The following is an 18063-nucleotide window of genomic DNA, read 5'->3' as shown; positions in this document are numbered from 1 at the left end:
GAATGGATAGGTGACGGGGCTCACGATAACGTAGACATAAGTCGAACGTAGATCGGAAGAAAACACCATGAGCAATCCTGCGGACAACAACGATGTTGTCATTCTCGCCGCCGCCCGCACCCCCCAGGGGCGCCTGAACGGGCAGCTGGCCAGCTTCACCGCCGTCGAGCTCGGCACCCACGCCATCCGCGCGGCCCTGGCCGCCAGCGGCGTCAAGGCCGACCAGGTGGACAGCGTGATCATCGGCCAGGTCCTGCAGGCCGGAGCGGGCCAGAACCCTGCGCGCCAGAGCGCCATCGGGGCCGGCATCGGCTGGAACGTGCCGACGGTGACCATCAACAAGGTCTGCCTCTCCGGCCTCACCGCCGTGATCGACGCCGCTCGGATGATCCGCAGCGGGGACGCCACGGTGGTGGTCGCCGGCGGCCAGGAGTCCATGACCCGGGCGCCGCACGTGCTGCCCGGCTCCCGGCAGGGCTGGGCGTACGGCACGGTCCAGGCACTCGACGTGGCCGCGCACGACGGCCTGACCGACGCCTTCGACGGGCAGTCCATGGGACTGTCGACCGAGAGCAAGAACCTGACCCTCGGCATCGACCGGGCCTCCCAGGACGAGGTGGCGGCCCAGTCGCACCAGCGTGCCGCCCGGGCCGCGAAAGACGGAGTCTTCGACGGCGAGATCGCCGCGATGAGCGTCAAGCAGCGCAAGGGCGATCCGATCGCCGTCACCTCCGACGAAGGCATCCGGCCGGACACGACCGTTGAATCTCTGGCCGGCCTGCGCGCGGCGTTCGTCACGGACGGAACCATCACCGCCGGCAACTCCTCTCCCCTGTCCGACGGCGCTGCGGCCCTGGTGCTGAGCAGCCGGAAGTTCGCCGAGGACAACGGCCTCGAGTACCTCGCGGTGGTTGGCAAGCCGGGCCAGGTCGCCGGGCCGGACAACTCGCTGCATTCCCAGCCGTCGAACGCCATCAAGAACGCCCTGGACAAGGCCGGCTGGTCCGCCGCGGACCTCGATTTCATCGAAATCAACGAGGCTTTCGGTTCCGTCGCGGTGCAGTCCCTGAAGGACCTCAACTATCCGCTGGAGCAGTGCAACATCCATGGCGGGGCCATCGCCCTGGGCCACCCGATCGGGGCCTCCGGGGCCCGGCTGGCCCTGCACGCGGCCCACGAACTCAAGCGCCGGGGTACCGGCAAGGCGGCCGTGTCCCTGTGCGGCGGCGGCGGCCAGGGCGAGGCGCTGCTGCTGTACCGCGACTAAAACCGGCAACCGGCGCCCCGGGAACACCCGGCCCCGGGCCGGGAACACGGGGCGGACCGGCAACTGCCACCAGGAGTCAGGAAGGTTTGACGCGATGCCAGAGCAGAAAACGGCCAGCGGCCGCGAGCGGTTCCTTGCCGACGCCGCGGCACGCGGGCTGCACGTCGAGGTCGTCGAGCGCCTCGCCGCCCGCAGCCTTGAGGAGGCGGCCGGCATCCTCGGGATCCGGCCTGCGGATATCGTGAAGTCGCTCGTGGTCAAGCACAAGGACGGCAGCTTCCTGTTCGCCCTGGTCCCCGGCGACCGGCAGATTTCCTGGCCCAAGCTGCGGGCGCTGCTGGGCGTCAACAAGCTCTCGCTGCCGGCGGCGGATACCGCCTTCGAGGCCACCGGGTACGAGCGCGGGACCATCACACCGCTCGGCAGCATCCGCCCCTGGCCGGTCTACGCCGACCAGACCATCACGGGCCGGCGGATCTCCATGGGCGCCGGGGAGCATGGCTACAGCGCGTTCGTGGACGCGGACGCCCTGACGGCGGCGCTGGGCGCCGTCGTCGCCGACATCACCGAACCCAACTAGCCCGCCCGGGTTAAAAGCAACGCGGGGTCACTTCGCGCCCATCCGGACGGTCGGGATGGGCGCGAAGTGACCCCGCGTTGCTGTTTTAACGGGTGTCAGGCGGTGACTGTCAGCGGCGCCCCGTTGACGGTGAGCCGCCAGTTGGCCTGGCTGAACACGGCGACGTCCAGGGTGCCGCGGTCCACTACGTAGTCGATGATGCGCTGCCGGATCTCCTGCTGGCTGTTCGAGAGCACCGGCGCGCTCTTCACGGCCGGGAAGTTGCCGCCGCCGCTCTGCCGGTAGTTGTTGATGGCCAGGGCGAATTCCTGCTCGGGCCGCAACGCCTGGCCGCCGTAGCTGAGGTTGGCGATCCGGTCCCCCACCGGCCGGGCAAGGTCGATCTCGTAGTTCAGCGGCGCGTCGAGTCCGTAAACGACGTCGTAGTTATAGTCGGGCGTGCCGTTCGGGGCCACGGCCGTCACGGCGTTGGTGACGTCCTGGGCCCTGGCCGTGGTGCCCGACACCGGCTTGAAGTATTGCGCGGACCACTCCAGGTAGGCCTTGACCTGCGCTCCGGTGACCTTGATGGCGAGCAGCGTGTTGTCGAAGATGTACAACCCCGCGACATCGCGGATGGTCAGCGGTCCGGCTTTGACGTCGACGGCACGGGAGAAGGCCGCCGCAATGGACAGGACGGGCAGCCCCGCCGCCGGACCGTTGGCGAGCTCGGCCTTGATGGTGCTGGCCTGGACGTAATTGATGGCGTCAATCGCGGCGGAGTCCTCCCAGCAGGCGGTGGCCGTGCTCAGCGGCGCCGTCGAGGTCCCGATAACCTCGTTGACGTAGCTCACCGTGGCGTCGTGCCCGGACTCGACGGCCCGGACGACGGCGGGATCGGCGTCGGCGGTCTTGGCGTCCAATAGGTGCGAATGCGCCGCGGTGACGGTCCACCGCCCCTTGTCCCTGGCGAGCTCGAGGTCCATGACGGAGACGCGCATGCCCCACTTGAGCGGCTCGGTCAGTAGCACCTGCCTGCCCGTCTCCTTGTTAGTGACGAAGCGCTCGGGGATCTCCAGGTGGGCGTGCCCGACCAGGATGGCGTCGATGCCGGGGACTTCCTCGGCAAGCTGGGTGGATGCGTTCTCGGGGAAGGGCAAGGCGTCGCCGTAGGAGGATCCGGGGGTTGCCCCCGAATGGCTCGTGACGATCACGACGTCGGCCCCGGCCGCCTTGACTTGCGGGATGACAGTCCGGGCCTCTTCGACGATGCCGTTGAAGTCGAGCTTGCCCTGGACGTTGTCGCGGTCCCAGAGCGCGCAGCCCGGCGTCACAAAGCCGACCAGGCCGACCGTCAGCCAGCCGCTGCCGGTCTTGATCCGCTTCAGGACGTAGGGGGTGAAGGCGCGCCCGCCCGTCACGGCGTCGTGGACGTTGGCGCCCAGCAGAGGGAAGTCCAGTTGCCGCTCCCAGGTGCGCAGGAGTCCAATGCCGTAATTGAACTCGTGGTTGCCCAGCCCCACGGCGTCGTAGCCGATCGCGTTCATGGCCAGCGCCATGGGGTGTTTCACGGTTGCCGAGGCGGGGTTGATCTTGGCGAAGTAGTAGGCCAGGGGTGTGCCCTGGATGGTGTCCCCGGCGTCGATGGTCAGCGTGTTGGCCGCGCCGCGTTCGGCCCGCATGGCGTTGATCAGCGTCGCGGCTTGGGCGATTCCGATCTTGTTCCCGGCGGCATCGGCATAGGGCGCGTTCTTGAAGTAGTCCCAGTTGAAGACGTTGTTGTGCAGGTCCGTGGTGCCGAGCACCGTCAGGGTGAACGGCTTCTTTGGGCTTGCCTGGCCGGGGGCGGCCTGTGCCGCCGGGGCTCCGGCCAGCGCAGCGGCGGCTGCTCCGCCGCCCACGAGGGCTGCCGCGAGCATGGCGCGGCGGGAAGGGGAAGTGTTTGGGTCCGTCATTGTGGGTGAACTCCTGGACGTTGGGCGCCGGTGGGCACAAATCCAAAGTCTAGGGTCGCGCCGTCAAGTGCGACAGGGGTATCAGAAAAACTTTGCCGAATCCTTGGTTACAGTTCACCGGCGGCTGTTTCCGGCGCGGCCACCTCGCTGTCCGGCCGCAGAACGCAGGAAACCCCGCCCACTAAGTGGACGGGGTTTCCTTCGAGCAGTGCGGACCGCGATTGATCCGGACGGCGGGTGTTACTTGAGGGTAACGCGGGCGCCAGCTTCTTCGAGCTGAGCCTTTGCCTTCTCGGCGGCTTCCTTGGTGGCGCCTTCGAGAACAGCCTTGGGTGCGCTGTCAACCAGGTCCTTGGCTTCCTTGAGGCCCAGGGAGGTGATGGCGCGAACTTCCTTGATCACTGCGATCTTCTTGTCGCCAGCAGCTTCGAGGATGACGTCGAAGTCAGTCTTCTCTTCAGCTTCTTCAGCAGCACCGGCAGCGGGGCCGGCAACGGCAACAGCGGCAGCGGTAACTTCGAAGGTCTCTTCGAAGAGCTTGACGAACTCGGAGAGCTCGATGATGGTCAGTTCCTTGAAAGCTTCAATGAGCTCTTCGTTGGTGAGCTTCGCCATGGTGTGGCGTCCTTCCTATAGTGGTGCCGGCGGGCCTGAGGCTCGCTGTCGCACCGGAGTCTTATGGAGAAGAGGACTAGTTCTCTTCGGGGGCTGCGGCTTCGGCCGGTGCTTCGGCCTCGGCTGCTGCATCTGCTGCGGGAGCTTCTTCAGCGGCGGGTGCTTCGGCTGCTGCCGGGGCACCGTTCTCTTCTTCAAGCTTGAGGCGCAGTGCGTCGATGATGCGTGCAGCGGCGGCGGCAGGAGCCTTGAGGATCCCTGCAACCTTGGCGAGCTGCAGCTCACGGGACTCGAGTGCTGCCAGGGCAGCAACTTCGCTGGCGTTCAGTGCCTTGCCCTCGAAGTAACCGGTCTTGATGACCAGCTGCTTGTTGGCCTTGGCAAAATCCGTCAGGCTCTTGGCAGCTGCAACTGCGTCACCCTTGATGAACGCGATTGCAGTGGGGCCGGCGAGCTGACCGTCGAATGCTTCGACACCAGCTTCCTTGGCTGCAATGGCGGTCAGGGTGTTCTTGACGACCGAGAACTTGGTTTCCTGGCCGAGAGAGACACGCAGCTGCTTGAGCTGTGCAACGGTGAGCCCGCGGTATTCGGTCAGGACAGCGGCGTTCGATTCCTTGAAATCGTTAGTGATCTCAGCTACTGCTGAAACCTTGCTAGGCGTTGCCATAACCCTCCTTCCGGGGATAGTGCCGGTATGTCCGGGTCCCCGCTCAAAAGAGCTAAAACTAAAAAACGCCCCGCGCAGATGCACGGGGCTTGTCTCGACGCGGTCCATGACCGCGGAGCTTTGCTTCGTTCACCTGCGCCGGCCGCCCTATGTTCAGGGTCCTTCGTCCGGAAATCCACTGCGCTCTCCCGGCGCGACTGCAGAAGTGAGTCTTGCTTGGGAGAGTGGATTTCCAACAACCGACGGTCTTTGGTCCTCCAAGCTTACGGGACGCGGCGCGCGTGTTCCAAATCGGCGGTCGGACAGGGGTCGAGCAGGGGTCGGGCAGGGGTCGCGGTGGGGTCGCGGTGGACTTCGGCCCGGAGCCTCAGCTGACGGCTGGTCCGAAGTTGGGGAGTTCCTTTTGCCAGAGACCCGTCACGCCCGCCGTCGTGAAGCCGAGCTGCTGGTTGACCTTCAGGAGGTAGCGGTTCTCCGGGGCGTTCCACGTGTACAGGACACGGGCGTCCGGAAACTGTTCGCTGAGCCGTTCCATGTTGGCGACCTTGATCAGCAGCCCGAGCTTGTTGCCGCGGTGTTCCTGCAGGACCACGGTGTCGTCCTGGAAGACGACGTCCGGGCGCAGGGCCAGGACACTGATGGTGGTCAGGCCCACGAGCGTCCCGCTGGCGATGTGCTCGACGGCGGTGACCACCGTCCGGCGGCCCTGGGCAATGGTGACTTCCTCCGCTTCCCGGAGGATGCCGCCGTCGAACACCATTTCCTGGGCATCCGGCCCCGGCACTTCGTCCTCGCCTGCCTGGTTTTCCAGGGCGGCGACGGCCTCGAGCCACTGGTCAGGACACCGGTCCGTCCAGTGGTGCAGACGGTAGCGGCCGGCATTGGCTTCCTCGGCCTCGGCCTCAAGGTCGGCGACGAGTTTGGTGTCCAGCGGCAACGCGCAGGAGCTGAACTGTTCGATGTGCTGCAGGGTGTAGCCGGTGTGGCGGGCAAATTCCACGTCACGGCTGCCCAACGGGACGAACCCGACACCGCTGCCGGGCACGAGCTGTTCGGCCTCAGGGTCCGTCAGGGTTGATCCCGGGTGGTTGGTGTCGATCAGGATCGTGTGGCGGCCCTCGTCCCGGGCGAAATGTTCGGCGGCCTCCAGCAGCTGCCTCCCCACGCCCTGGCGCCGGAATTCGGGCAGGATGTCGAGCGTAAATTCGGCGAGATCGAGGTTGTCCACGAGCGGCAGGGCGATGTCCGCTGTCCCGACAATCACGCCGTCGATCTTGGCGACGAGGATCACCTGGCGTTCGTAGGGGTCCGCCATCTCAAGAAGCTTTTCCTGCGGCGCGTAGGCGAGGTCGTCGGTGCCCCAGGTCTGCATCCGGACCCTGCGCCCCACCTCGATGGCGGCGAGAAAGTCGGCGGCATCGGGCGCGTCAAGGGAATCGGGGATCCACAGCTGCTCAATCCGTACATCGTTTGCCATAGAGGGCATCTTCCCAGCCGTTGTGCCACCCACCATCGGTACGGCCCGGCTCAAGCCGGGCTTTCAACCGCCAGCATATGCCGGTTTGGGCCGCTGTTCCATTGGTGACGCCGGGCAGTTTCCGCTCCAGTCGGTGCCCGGCAGTTTCTGCCCCGTTCGGCGTCCGGTCAGTTCCGGATCGCATTGCCGGCGGCAGCGCCCGCGGCGGCAGCGCCCGCGGCGGCTGCGCCCGCGGCGGCAGCGGTCCGCTGCCACTCGCCGTCGTAGCCCGCCGGCTTGAAGCCCAGCGCGACGTTGATGCCGAGCATGTGAGCGTTTTCGGCCGCGTTATAGGTCAGGACGCGCCGGACTGCGGGGTACGCCTCCCGCAGCAGGCGCAGGTTGCGGATCTTGATGAGCATGCCAAGCCGGTGGCCGCGGTGGCCCACCGCGACCAGGGTGTCGTCCTGGTTGGCCAGCCATGGCTTGTCGGCTGTTGTCTGCAGGACGGTATAGGCGGCCAGTTCACCGGTGGACCGGTGCCGTGCTGCCACCACGAGGGAGGACTGGCCGGCCCGCCGCCAGGTGTCCTCGACGTGGCGGACCCGGGCAACGTCCCAGATTTCCGGCTCGTAGCTCAGCGCTCCGGAGGGGGCGTCGGTGCTCATCCGGGACATCAGCACCGCGAGCTGGGCGGCATGCTCCTCCGGGCAGGAATCGGTCCAGTGCAGCAGCTCGTAGTCCGCCGCGCGGGCCAGGGCGTCCCGTTCCAGGGCGTCGAGGTCCGCAGCGGGCGGGACGTCGAGCGCACTAAACCGTTCGACCTGTTCCAGGCGGTAGCCGGCTTTTCCGGCGAAACGGACTCCCGGCGCGCCGGCGGGCAGCGCCCCGGTCCCCGTGGCGGGCCTAATGAGGTTGGGGCCATCGACGTCGAAATCGGCCGGGTGCTCGGTGAAGGTCTGCAGGATTGTCCGCCCGTCGGCGGCGGCCAGTGCCTCGGCGTGCTCCAGCAGTGCCCTGCCGATCCCCCGCCCCGCGAAAGCATCCAGGACGCTCACGTGCAGCAGCGCACTGCCCAGGTTCTCCTGCAGTTCGCAGCGGACCCAGGAGTTGGCCGCCATGCGTCCGTCGACGCGGACGAAGAAGAGCCGCAGCCGGGAGTACGCAGTGTCCCGCCAGTACTGCAGGCGGGCCGCCGCGGACGATGCCCGGTCCAGGTTGCCCCAGGTCTGCAGGATGAGTTCATCGCAGAGGTCCTTGAATTCGAGGAACTCCGCCGTATCAGCGGCATCGGGGTCAGCGGGAGCAAGGCTGGCGGGCAGGGAGAGTTCCTCGATGAGGTACGACGGCGTAGTCACCGGGACAGCCTAACCGGCAAGTCCGGCGGCTCCAAGGGTCCCGGACGCCCGGGATTCCCGGACTCCCGGGGTCCCCGGGGCAGGACGGCGAAAGGCCGCCCCGCAGTTGCGGGACGGCCTTTTGCTGGAACCGGCGACGTCAGCGTGGCTGACGGATCCGTTGATCCGGTGAGGACTAGACCTCGGTCAGGACCTTGGTGACGTTGGGGTCAACCGAGATGCCCGGGCCGAACGTGGTGGCCACGGTGGCCTTCTGGATGTAGCGGCCCTTGGAAGCGGACGGCTTGAGGCGAAGGACCTCTTCCAGTGCGGCTGCGTAGTTCTCGGCCAGCTTGATGGCGTCGAACGAAACCTTGCCGATGATGAAGTGCAGGTTCGAGTGCTTGTCGACGCGGAAGTCGATCTTGCCGCCCTTGATGTCGTTGACGGCCTTGGCGACGTCAGCGGTCACGGTGCCCGTCTTCGGGTTCGGCATCAGGTTACGCGGACCCAGGACCTTACCGAGGCGGCCAACCTTGCCCATGAGGTCAGGGGTGGCGACGGCGGCGTCGAAGTCGGTCCAGCCGCCGGCGATCTTTTCGATCAGGTCATCGGAACCAACGAAGTCGGCGCCGGCTGCGATTGCAGCCTCAGCCTTGTCGCCCGTTGCGAAGACGAGGACGCGGGCGACCTTACCGGTGCCGTGCGGCAGGTTGACGGTGCCGCGGACCATCTGGTCGGCCTTACGCGGGTCAACGCCGAGGCGGAAAGCGACCTCAACGGTGGCGTCGAACTTGGACGGGTTGGTGTCCTTGGCGAGCGTCACTGCCTCGAACGGCGCGTAGAACTTCTCCGCGTCGATCTTGGCCGCGGCTGCCTCATATGCTTTGCTGCGCTTTGCCATGCTGCTTATTTCTCCTTGTGCAGTTGTGGTCTGCGGACCGCGCTGGGCCCTGCCACAGGCGGTATTCCGGCTGGTGTATCCGTTCCGGAATTCCGCTTTTCATTGTTTAGGTGGTGCCGGCTGGCCGGCGGTGCTGACGGCGTCGTGACCGGTTTCCCGATCCCGGCGCATCAGCGGTGGGGAATTAACCCTCGACGGTGATACCCATGGAGCGGGCGGTGCCGGCGATGATCTTCGCTGCGCCTTCGAGGCTGGTGGCGTTGAGGTCTTCCATCTTGGTGGTGGCGATCTCGTTGACCTGGGCCTGGGTCAGCTTGGCAACCTTGACGGTGTGCGGGGTAGCCGAACCCTTGGCGACGCCTGCAGCCTTCTTGATGAGCTCTGCAGCCGGCGGGGTCTTGGTGATGAACGTGAAGGAACGGTCTTCGTAGACCGTGATCTCCACGGGGATAACGTTGCCGCGCTGGGCTTCCGTCGCAGCGTTGTACGCCTTGCAGAATTCCATGATGTTGACACCGTGCTGGCCAAGCGCAGGACCGATCGGCGGGGCCGGGTTAGCGGCACCTGCCTGGATCTGCAGCTTGATGAGGCCGGTGACCTTCTTCTTGGGAGCCAATGTAGGTCCTTCTCTCAAATACGTCCTGGGGCACAGGAGCGTGCCTCAGGTTGGTGGCCGCCATGGCGAGGCGGCCGGCCGCCCCGTGGCTGCTAAGCGGGCAGCCCGGGGCGAATTCTTGTAGTCCAGCTGGATCTTACGGTTCAGCTAGATCTTGCTGACCTGGTTGAACGCCAGGGTGACCGGAGTCTCGCGTTCGAAGATGGACACCAGCACCACGAGGGTCTGGGAATCGATCTTGATCTCGGAGATCGTGGCGGGGAGGGTCTCGAACGGGCCTTCCTTGACGATGACCGACTCGCCAACCTCGAAGTCGACGTCGACCTGGGCGGCGGCGTGCTTGACCGGCTTGCCCTTCTCGGCCTGCTCTTCTTCGAAGACCGGCGCGAGCATGGAGAAGACCTCGTCGAGGCGCAGCGGGACCGGGTTGTGGGCGTTGCCCACGAAGCCGGTGACACCGGGGGTGTGGCGGACGGCGCCCCAGGAAGCGTCCGTCAGGTCCATGCGGACCAGGACGTAGCCGGGGATGCGGACGCGGTTGATGACCTTGCGCTGAGCGTTCTTGATCTCAACGACTTCCTCCATCGGAACCTGGATTTCGAAGATGTAATCTTCCATGTCCAGGGTCTGGATGCGGGTCTCAAGGTTGGCCTTGACGCGGTTCTCGTAGCCTGCGTAGGAGTGGATGACGTACCAGTCACCCTCCTGGCGGCGCAGCTTGGCCTTGAACTCGTCGGCGGGGTCGACGTCGGCCTTGGCGGCCGCCGCTGCCAGCACGTCGGCGTCGTCAGCGTCAGTCTCATCAGCGTCGGTGTCGTCAGCGTCGCCTGCTTCTGCGTCGTCTGCCGCTTCCGTGGCTACGGCCTCGTCAGTGACGTCGGATTCGGGCGCAGCAGACACAGCCTCGGATTCTCCCGCGGCTTCCACCGCGGCGTCCTGGCTCTTATCCAGCTCAGTCTCAGTTACCTCGAGCTCCTGCTCAGACACTTGGTCTCCTGCTTCCTCATTGCCTAACATGCCTATTTAAATGACTCAATTCCGCACACCCCGCGGAATCTCCGGTTTCCCGGGGAATCCACGCAGTCTGCGGACCGGTCGCCTTAGCTGTCCGTGGGGGCGCTGCCGCCGAAGACCCAGCTGACCGCGGTCCCAAAGGCCAGGTCCAGCAAGGTGACGATCACCATCATGATGGTCACGAACACCAGTACCACGAGTGTGTAGTTGATCAGTTCTTTACGGGTCGGTGCGACGACCTTCTTCAGTTCGCCAATGACCTGGCGGATGAAGATCGCGATACGAGCGAAGAAGCCGGGCTTGGCGGCATTCTTGGCGGGGCGGCCTTTGGAGCTGCTGGCAGCTGTTTCGGTCACCTGGTCCTCACTCATCCTCGCAATGATCGGATACCCGGCTCTGAACTGAACCATGGTTGCTGCGCTGGTTCCGGATGATCCGGAACAGCATGCGCAGGGCAGACAGGACTCGAACCTGCAACCTGCGGTTTTGGAGACCGCTGCGCTACCAATTGCGCCACTACCCTTCGGGGAGAAAATTCGCTCCGGCCGACGCGTCCCACAGGCTTCCCTGAGGCGCAGGCCATCATCGTGTTTTCAACACCGGAGAACCAGTCTACGCAACAACTGCGCCTACGTCGAACCGGCCCTCTTCCGGACCCCTGCGTGCCTGCGAAAACCAACTGACAGCCGCCAGTCACATTCGGGTTCAGGCACCCCGGGGGATCCGCTGAACAGCATAGAGTAGATTTCGTCGAATCCCATATCCAGCCTTCCAGCTGCTAGCGAAGAACGGACCCGCCCATGTCTGCTGCCCGCATTTCCCAGCGCATTTCCGCCATAGCCGAATCCGCCACTCTGGCCGTCGATGCCAAGGCGAAGGCGCTGAAGGCAGCCGGCCGGCCGGTCATCGGCTTCGGTGCCGGGGAACCCGATTTCCCGACCCCCGGCTATATTGTGCAGGCCGCTATCGAGGCCGCCAGCCAGCCGAAGTACCACCGCTACTCCCCCGCCGGCGGGCTTCCCGAGCTGAAGCAGGCCATCGCGGACAAGACCTTCCGTGATTCCGGGTACCAGGCGGCGGCGTCCCAGGTGCTGGTGACCAACGGCGGCAAGCAGGCCGTCTACAACACCTTCGCCACCCTGCTGGATCCGGGCGACGAGGTCATTGTTCCCACCCCGTTTTGGACCACCTACCCGGAGGCCATCCGGCTGGCCGGCGGCGTGCCGGTGGAGGTCTTCGCGGGCCCGGAGCAGGGCTATCTGGTCACCGTGGACCAGTTGGAAGCGGCCCTGACCGAGCGCACCAAGATCCTGCTCTTCGTTTCCCCGTCCAACCCCACCGGCGCCGTGTACTCGCCGGAGCAGGTCAGGGAGATCGGCCAGTGGGCAGCGTCCAAGGGCCTCTGGGTTGTCACTGACGAGATCTACGAGCACCTGACCTACGACGGTGTGCCGTTCACCTCGATCGCCACGGCCGTCCCGGAGCTGGGCGACAAGGTGGTCATCCTCAACGGCGTTGCCAAGACCTACGCCATGACCGGCTGGCGCGTGGGCTGGATGATCGGGCCGGCCGACGTCATCAAGGCCGCCACCAACCTGCAGTCGCACGCCACGTCCAACGTCTCCAACATTCCGCAGATGGCAGCCCTCGCGGCAGTATCCGGCCCGCTGACCGCCGTCGACGAGATGAAGGTGGCATTTGACCGCCGCCGCAAGGCGATCGTCGCGGGCCTGAACGCAATTGACGGCGTTGACTGCCCGACGCCGAAGGGCGCCTTCTACGTGTACGCGGACGTCCGCGCGCTGCTCGGCAAGGAGTTCCCGTCCGCGAACGGACCGGTGCGGCCGGCCACCTCTGCCGAACTCGCGGCGCTGATCCTGGACGAGGTCGAAGTGGCCGTGGTTCCCGGCGAGGCGTTCGGCCCGTCCGGCTACCTGCGCCTGTCCTACGCGCTCGGCGACGACGACCTGGCCACGGGCGTCGGCCGCCTGCAGGACTTCCTCGGCAAGGCCAAGTAGCCCACCCCAGACCCCCCCGATGCGCTATCACGTAGGGTTCTTATCGCCGCGGCATAAGGACCCTACGTGATAGCGCATCCTTGGGTTAAAGCAGGCGGCGCTCGGCGGCCCAGCGGGTCAGCTCGTGGCGGCTGGAGAGTTGCAGCTTGCGGAGCACGGCCGAGACGTGGGTTTCAACGGTCTTGATCGAGATGAACAGTTCCTTGGCCACCTCCTTGTAGCTGTAGCCGCGGGCGATAAGGCGCATCACTTCGAGCTCCCGTGCCGAGAGCTTGTCCAGCTCGTCGTCGGCGATGTCCGCGGGGGCCGTGCCGAACGCGTCCAGGACGAAGCCCGCGAGCCGGGGTGAGAAGACGGCGTCGCCGCCGGCCACGCGGCGGACGGCGCCGCTGATCTCCGCGCCGGAAATTGTCTTGGTGACATAGCCGCGTGCGCCGGCCCGGATCACGGACACCACATCTTCCGCCGCGTCGGAGACGCTCAGGGCCAGGAACCGCGTGGCGCCCAGCAGCGGCGCCGAGCCGGCCAGGACCTCGCGTCCGCCGCCACCCCGGCCGCCGGGAAGGTGGACGTCAAGCAGCACGACGTCGGGGCGCTGGACTGCGATGACGGCGATTGCCTCCTCCACGGTTCCGGCCTCCCCCGCGACGACGATGTCCGGGTCCAGGTCCGCTTTCAACCCGGAGCGGAAGATTGCGTGGTCGTCCACGATCACCACCCGGACCGGTGCAGGCTTTCCCGGTGTAGGGCTTCCTGGCGCAGGGTTTCCTGATGCGGGGCTGGTCACGGTTTGGCCTCTCCGTTGGCGTTGTTGGCAGCGGCAGATGCGGCGGCGGTGACGGGCAGCCGGAGCCGCACCTCGGTACCGTCCGGGCTGCTGATGATGGCGGCGGTGCCGCCGTGGCGGTTCATCCGGCCGATGATCGATTCCCGGACGCCGAGCCGGTCCGGGGGAACGGAATCAGGGTCGAAGCCCGGGCCCCGGTCCTTGACGAAAACTTCCGCGGCGGCGTCGGTGACTTCCAGGTACACGGACACGGCGCCGCCGCCGTGCCGGGCGGCGTTCAGCATGGCCTCGCGGGATGCCTGGACGAGGGCCTCGTGGCGTTGGGACATGACGCAGTCCCCCACACTGACCACCTCAACCGCGTGTCCCAGGGCGTCTTCAACCTCTGCGGCGGCGGCCTTGATGCTGTCGGACAGCTGGCCGGATTCCCTGTCGGCGTCCCGGTACAGCCAGCCCCGCAGTTCGCGCTCCTGCGCGCGGGCCAGCCTGATGACATCGTGCTCGTTGCCGGCACGGCGCTGGATCAGGGCGAGGGTCTGCAGCACGGAGTCATGGAGGTGGGCGGCGATCTCGGCACGCTCGGTGGCGCGGACCCGCCCCGCGCGCTCGGTTTCCAGGTCGCGCCAGAACTTCAGCCCCCATGGCAGCAGCACCAGGGCCACGCCGCCCAGCACGGCCACCGAGGCCAGGAGGGCGAGCCAGGTCTGCTCCCAGGACCCCGAGCCGGAAACCATAACCAGCACTCCGGCCACGACGAGGGCGAGCCCGGCCGCGAGGCGGGCCCAGCCGCCGGCCTGGTCCGCCTTGGTCTTGTCCACGAGCCCTGCCCGGCGGGTCTCGTCCAGTTGCATCCAGGCGATCGCGGCTCCGCCCAGGATGGCCGCGACCGGGATCAGGGTGCCCAGCGGCACGTCAACACCCAGGAGGCGTGCGATCAGGATCCCGGCGGCCAGCAGCAGGCCTGCGCCCAGCAGGATCTCCTTGCCGAACGGCATGCCGGAGAATTTGGTCCGCCCGGGCCCCGTCGGCTCCGTTGCGGGCGTGCCACGGGGATCAGGTGCTCCCGGCGCGTCGGGCGCGTCGGGCCTCTTTGCGACGTCGGGGGTCTCCGGGAGGCTCACTGCCGGAGCGATGGGCGACGCCGGGCGGCGGGCGTTGCGCCGGGCGCTTTCATCCGCCGTGGGGACCATGATCCAGAGCCAGGCGTAGAAGGCCACACCGGCCCCGCCAGCGAGCGCAGCCACCACCATGCCGATCCTGACCATCCGCACCGGCCAGCCCAGGTGGTTGGCGAGGCCCGCGCACACGCCGGCAATCACGCGATCGCTGCTGCGGACCAGCGGCGGGCGGGCGGGCGCGGTTGTCATGCATCAATCCAAGCATGGATCAGGGTTCCCCGGACGCGTTTGAGGGCCCAACCCGGGGGCCACTCAGGGACCGTTCAGGGTGTTCCCCAGTAGAGCCCGGCGCCGGGAACGGGAAGGATCGAAGTATGAACCCGCACACTCCGCACCCCGATGAAGGCACGGCCTCCGCAGACCGGCCGGCCACGGATCGATCCCACCCGGAACTTCCAGAACCGGAACTTCCAAACCCGGAACTTCCAAACCCGGAACGTCCCGCCACGGAACTTCCGGACCCAGAACTTCCAGTCACGGGCCAGCCCACCCCGGCCTTCGCCGGGCCGGGCGGCGCGCCGCCGGAGCCGCCGCCGCTTTACCCGCCCGGGGACCCGAATGGACCGTTGCCCGGCCGGCAAACCCAGAATTTCTTCGACTGGATCCGCAGCCAGGGCATCTACCGCGGACGCGACCGCTGGATCGGCGGCGTAGCCAGTGGCATAGCCCACCGGCTCGGCGTCGACCCGCTGATTATCCGCGGTGTCCTGATTGTCCTGACCGTCTTCGCCGGAGTTGGCGTGCTCGCCTACGGCCTGGCCTGGGCGTTGCTGCCTGAGCCTGACGGCCGCATTCACGTCCAGGAGGCCGCCGCAGGCCGGTGGACGGCCGGCATGACCGGCGCCCTCATCACCTCGGTCATCGGTTTCCCCAGCCTGGGCACCGGGGTCTGGGGCTGGGACCGCTACGGCTTCGGCGCCTTCGTCTGGACCGTCTTCTGGGTGGGCGGCGCCATCTACCTCGTCTACTACCTGACCCAACGCAACAAGATCCGGAACGGAGCCACTCCCATGTCATCGCGTTACGACTCCGGCAGCCCGGCCGGCGGCGGGGCTTTTGCGGTCAACCCCCGCACCAACGCCGGGCCGCAATCCGCAGGCAGCTTCCCGCACGGCGGCGGCCAGGCATATGGCCACCCCGCTGACAGCTCTCGAGCCACCGGCGCCGGCCCGGACTGGGGTCCGCCTCCGCCGTCGGGACCCCTAGCGTCCGGCCCCATCCCGCCCGGCCCCGTTCCCCCGGGCGGCTATGGCCCGGGGTCCGGCGCCACACCGCCCCCTCCGGCCGCGCGCAACCTAGGCCCGGGCACTCCGGCGGTGGCCATCACCGTCGGCTCCGCCCTCCTGGTGGGCGGCGGCATCAAGGCCCTCGACGCCGCCAACGTGATCGATCTTGGCGATGCCGGCAATGCGCTGGTCTGGGCCTTCGGCGCGGCCATCCTGGGTCTCGGGATCCTCGTCGCGGGGCTGCGGGGACGGACCTCCGGGATCCTGGGCTTCTTCGCGGTCGTGGCCCTGCTGATCGGCGCGATCTTCAGCGTGGTCCCGCACGGGGACAGGTTCCGCTTCCAGAACGCCGATTGGACGCCCGCGAGCATTGAACAGGCCCAAGGCGGCTTCGAGATCACCGGAGGCGCCGGAACCGCCGACCTGACCAAGTTGGCGCTGAATCCGCCCCTGGACTCCGACGTCGTAGTTCCGATCGACGCGACGGCCAGCAACCTCACCGTCGTCATCCCCACCACTGTCCCAGTGCACGTCCAGGCGGACATGACCATGGGCAACCTCCACGACGGCAACCAAGACCGCGGCGGCATCACGAAGCAGCAAAGCGACTACAACGCCTCGAAGCCGGGCGCCCGGCTGGTCCTGGAGATCTCCGGCACCGTCAGCAACGTGACCATCAAGGAAGGCAACTGACATGAGCATCTATGACGACTCGCGGCCGGCCGACGTCGGGCAGGACCCGGAAGCCGCGTCCCCCGCCCGGGTGGGCACAGTGGTCTGGGGACTGATAGTGGTGGCACTGGCCGCGCTGATCATCATTTCCGGGCTCGGCCTCGTGGCCCTGAACGGCACCTATGTGCTGATCGGCCTGATGATCGGGGCCGGGGCCGCCCTGGTCGTGGGCGGCCTGGTCTCGGCTCGCAGGCGTGACAATAAGTCGACTACAGGGAAGTCTTGACCCATGGATAAATTCTTCGACACCATCCGGGGCCTCGGCCTGAAACGTGGTCCGCAGCGCTGGGTTGGCGGCGTCTGCGGCGGGATTGCCGCCAAATTGAACGTTGATGTGGCCTATGTCCGGATCGCCTACCTGCTCCTGAGCCTGCTCCCCGGGCCGGCGTTCGTGTTCTACGTCGCGGCCTGGCTCCTCCTCCCGGACCAGCGCAACGCAATCGTCCTCGAAAGCTTCCTCTCGAAGCGTTCCTCCCGGCCCTGACATCCGTCACGGGCCGACCGTCAGTGGCCGTCCCGGCCCGGCGGCTACCGGCGCCCGGCAGTTGCGCCGCACCACGAAAAGGTGCCCCCGCCTCCACGGCGGGGGCACCTTTTGTAACCGTTTGTGTCCTGCCCCACACCCGCCACTAGACTCTAGGGTGAGCTCAGCGTGGCGCTCTGCCTGTACCCCTTCAAACCAGGATTTGAGCCAAGACATGAAAATTGGAATCCTCACCAGCGGCGGAGACTGCCCCGGCCTGAACGCCGTCATCCGTGGCGCCGTCCTCAAAGGAATCGCAGTCCACGGCCAGCAGTTCGTAGGATTCAAGGATGGCTGGCGTGGCGTCGTCGAGGGCGACATCGTGGAGATTCCCCGCACCATGGTCCGCGGCATCGCCAAGCAGGGCGGCACCATCCTCGGCACGTCCCGCACCAACCCGTTTGAGAACGGCGGCGGCCCCGAGGTCATCAAAGCCAACATGGACCGGCTCGGGATCGATGCCATCATCGCCATCGGCGGTGAGGGCACCCTGGCCGCCGCGAAGCGGCTCACGGACGCCGGTCTCAAGATCGTGGGCGTGCCCAAGACGGTGGACAACGATCTCGACGCCACGGACTACACCTTCGGCTTCGACACGGCCGTGGAAATCGCCACCGAGGCAATCGACCGGTTGCGCACCACCGGAGAGTCCCACCACCGCTGCATGATTGCCGAAGTCATGGGACGGCATGTGGGCTGGATCGCCCTGCACGCCGGCATGGCCTCGGGCGCCCACGCCATCCTGATCCCGGAGCAGAAGGCCTCCATGGAACAGATCGCCGAGTGGGTCGTCTCCGCCCACGACCGTGGCCGTGCCCCGCTGCTCGTCGTCGCCGAGGGGTTCGTGCCCGAGGGCCAGGAATCCCCGCACTCGGAGCGAGGCCTCGACACCTTTGGCCGCCCGCGCCTCGGCGGCATCGCCGAAATGCTGGCGCCCGAGCTCGAGGCACGCACCGGCATCGAGACCCGCGCGACGGTCCTTGGCCACATCCAGCGCGGTGGCGTCCCGACGGCGTTCGACCGCGTCCTGGCCACCCGCCTGGGCATGGCCGCCATCGACTCGGTGGTGGAGAAGCGCTGGGGCACCATGGTCTCGCTGCACGGCACGGATATTGTGCACGTCGGTTTCGACGCCGCTCTCGGCAACCTCAAGTCCGTTCCGCAGAGCCGTTACGACGAGGCCGCCGTCCTCTTTGGCTAGGCTGG

Annotated in this window: 18 protein-coding genes and 1 tRNA gene; 7 read left to right on the top strand and 12 right to left on the bottom strand. The window is 67.0% G+C overall.

Annotated elements, in window-relative coordinates; all coding sequences use genetic code 11:
* Nucleotides 1–67: 67 nt before the first annotated feature.
* Together C566_RS0107170 and C566_RS0107165 are read left to right on the top strand one after the other, a co-directional pair.
* Entirely contained in the window at nt 68–1267 is a 1200-nt protein-coding gene (locus C566_RS0107170) for an acetyl-CoA C-acetyltransferase (RefSeq protein WP_018773655.1), read from the top strand.
* Between the two features lie 94 nt (nt 1268–1361).
* Nucleotides 1362–1847, top strand: a complete 486-nt coding sequence (locus tag C566_RS0107165; protein ID WP_018773654.1) for an aminoacyl-tRNA deacylase — start codon at nt 1362–1364, stop codon at nt 1845–1847.
* Between the two features lie 95 nt (nt 1848–1942).
* On the opposite strand, the gene C566_RS0107160 is transcribed toward C566_RS0107165, so the two are convergent.
* The 10 genes from C566_RS0107160 to C566_RS0107115 all read right to left on the bottom strand — a co-directional run bounded on the left by C566_RS0107160 (nt 1943) and on the right by C566_RS0107115 (nt 10916).
* A complete protein-coding gene (locus C566_RS0107160) occupies nt 1943–3781 on the bottom strand; it encodes a bifunctional metallophosphatase/5'-nucleotidase (protein WP_018773653.1) in 1839 nt (612 codons plus the stop codon).
* A 240-nt stretch (nt 3782–4021) separates the two neighbouring features.
* Nucleotides 4022–4396, bottom strand: coding sequence for a 50S ribosomal protein L7/L12 (rplL, locus tag C566_RS0107155; protein ID WP_018773652.1), 375 nt, complete (start codon nt 4394–4396; stop codon nt 4022–4024).
* 76 nt (nt 4397–4472) lie between these two features.
* On the bottom strand, nt 4473–5066 hold the full coding sequence (gene rplJ / locus C566_RS0107150) for a 50S ribosomal protein L10 (RefSeq protein WP_018773651.1): 594 nt from the start codon (nt 5064–5066) through the stop codon (nt 4473–4475).
* A gap of 367 nt (nt 5067–5433) precedes the next feature.
* Nucleotides 5434–6543, bottom strand: coding sequence for a GNAT family N-acetyltransferase (locus tag C566_RS0107145; RefSeq protein ID WP_018773650.1), 1110 nt, complete (start codon nt 6541–6543; stop codon nt 5434–5436).
* Between the two features lie 167 nt (nt 6544–6710).
* Nucleotides 6711–7880 (bottom strand): GNAT family N-acetyltransferase, encoded by a 1170-nt coding sequence (locus tag C566_RS21025; RefSeq protein WP_018773649.1) that lies wholly within the window; start codon nt 7878–7880, stop codon nt 6711–6713.
* A gap of 175 nt (nt 7881–8055) precedes the next feature.
* Nucleotides 8056–8763, bottom strand: coding sequence for a 50S ribosomal protein L1 (gene rplA / locus C566_RS0107135; RefSeq protein WP_018773648.1), 708 nt, complete (start codon nt 8761–8763; stop codon nt 8056–8058).
* 184 nt (nt 8764–8947) lie between these two features.
* Nucleotides 8948–9379, bottom strand: coding sequence for a 50S ribosomal protein L11 (gene rplK / locus C566_RS0107130; RefSeq protein ID WP_018773647.1), 432 nt, complete (start codon nt 9377–9379; stop codon nt 8948–8950).
* Between the two features lie 147 nt (nt 9380–9526).
* On the bottom strand, nt 9527–10366 hold the full coding sequence (gene nusG, locus C566_RS0107125) for a transcription termination/antitermination protein NusG (protein ID WP_018773646.1): 840 nt from the start codon (nt 10364–10366) through the stop codon (nt 9527–9529).
* 113 nt (nt 10367–10479) lie between these two features.
* Nucleotides 10480–10764: a preprotein translocase subunit SecE gene (gene secE, locus C566_RS0107120; protein ID WP_026266472.1), complete on the bottom strand. Its 285-nt coding sequence runs from the start codon at nt 10762–10764 to the stop codon at nt 10480–10482.
* A 79-nt stretch (nt 10765–10843) separates the two neighbouring features.
* Nucleotides 10844–10916 (bottom strand) — tRNA-Trp (locus tag C566_RS0107115).
* Nucleotides 10917–11193: 277 nt separating this feature from the next.
* Between C566_RS0107115 and C566_RS0107110 the strand changes: the two genes are divergently transcribed.
* A complete protein-coding gene (locus C566_RS0107110) occupies nt 11194–12411 on the top strand; it encodes a pyridoxal phosphate-dependent aminotransferase (RefSeq protein ID WP_018773644.1) in 1218 nt (405 codons plus the stop codon).
* Nucleotides 12412–12496: 85 nt separating this feature from the next.
* On the opposite strand, the gene C566_RS0107105 is transcribed toward C566_RS0107110, so the two are convergent.
* Nucleotides 12497–13129 carry a LuxR C-terminal-related transcriptional regulator gene (locus C566_RS0107105; RefSeq protein WP_018773643.1) on the bottom strand — a complete coding sequence of 211 codons (633 nt, stop codon included), beginning with the start codon at nt 13127–13129 and terminating at the stop codon, nt 12497–12499.
* 65 nt (nt 13130–13194) lie between these two features.
* On the bottom strand, nt 13195–14565 hold the full coding sequence (locus C566_RS0107100; RefSeq protein WP_018773642.1) for an ATP-binding protein: 1371 nt from the start codon (nt 14563–14565) through the stop codon (nt 13195–13197).
* Between the two features lie 125 nt (nt 14566–14690).
* Here C566_RS0107100 and C566_RS0107095 point away from each other — a divergent pair, with 125 nt between their 5' ends.
* The 4 genes from C566_RS0107095 (at nt 14691) to C566_RS0107080 (ending at nt 18058) form a co-directional block, all read left to right on the top strand.
* The gene (locus C566_RS0107095; protein ID WP_018773641.1) at nt 14691–16295 is read left to right on the top strand and encodes a PspC domain-containing protein; all 1605 of its coding nucleotides are present in this window, start codon (nt 14691–14693) and stop codon (nt 16293–16295) included.
* 1 nt (nt 16296) lies between these two features.
* Nucleotides 16297–16560, top strand: coding sequence for a hypothetical protein (locus tag C566_RS0107090; protein ID WP_018773640.1), 264 nt, complete (start codon nt 16297–16299; stop codon nt 16558–16560).
* Between the two features lie 3 nt (nt 16561–16563).
* Complete coding sequence (locus tag C566_RS0107085; RefSeq protein WP_018773639.1) at nt 16564–16818, top strand: PspC domain-containing protein; 255 nt, start codon at nt 16564–16566, stop codon at nt 16816–16818.
* A gap of 214 nt (nt 16819–17032) precedes the next feature.
* Nucleotides 17033–18058, top strand: a complete 1026-nt coding sequence (locus C566_RS0107080) for a 6-phosphofructokinase (RefSeq protein WP_018773638.1) — start codon at nt 17033–17035, stop codon at nt 18056–18058.
* Nucleotides 18059–18063: the final 5 nt, after the last annotated feature.

The sequence above is a fragment of the Arthrobacter sp. 131MFCol6.1 genome, from assembly GCF_000374925.1.
Lineage (GTDB): Bacteria > Actinomycetota > Actinomycetes > Actinomycetales > Micrococcaceae > Arthrobacter.
This window is presented reverse-complemented; position numbering and strand designations above follow the sequence as displayed.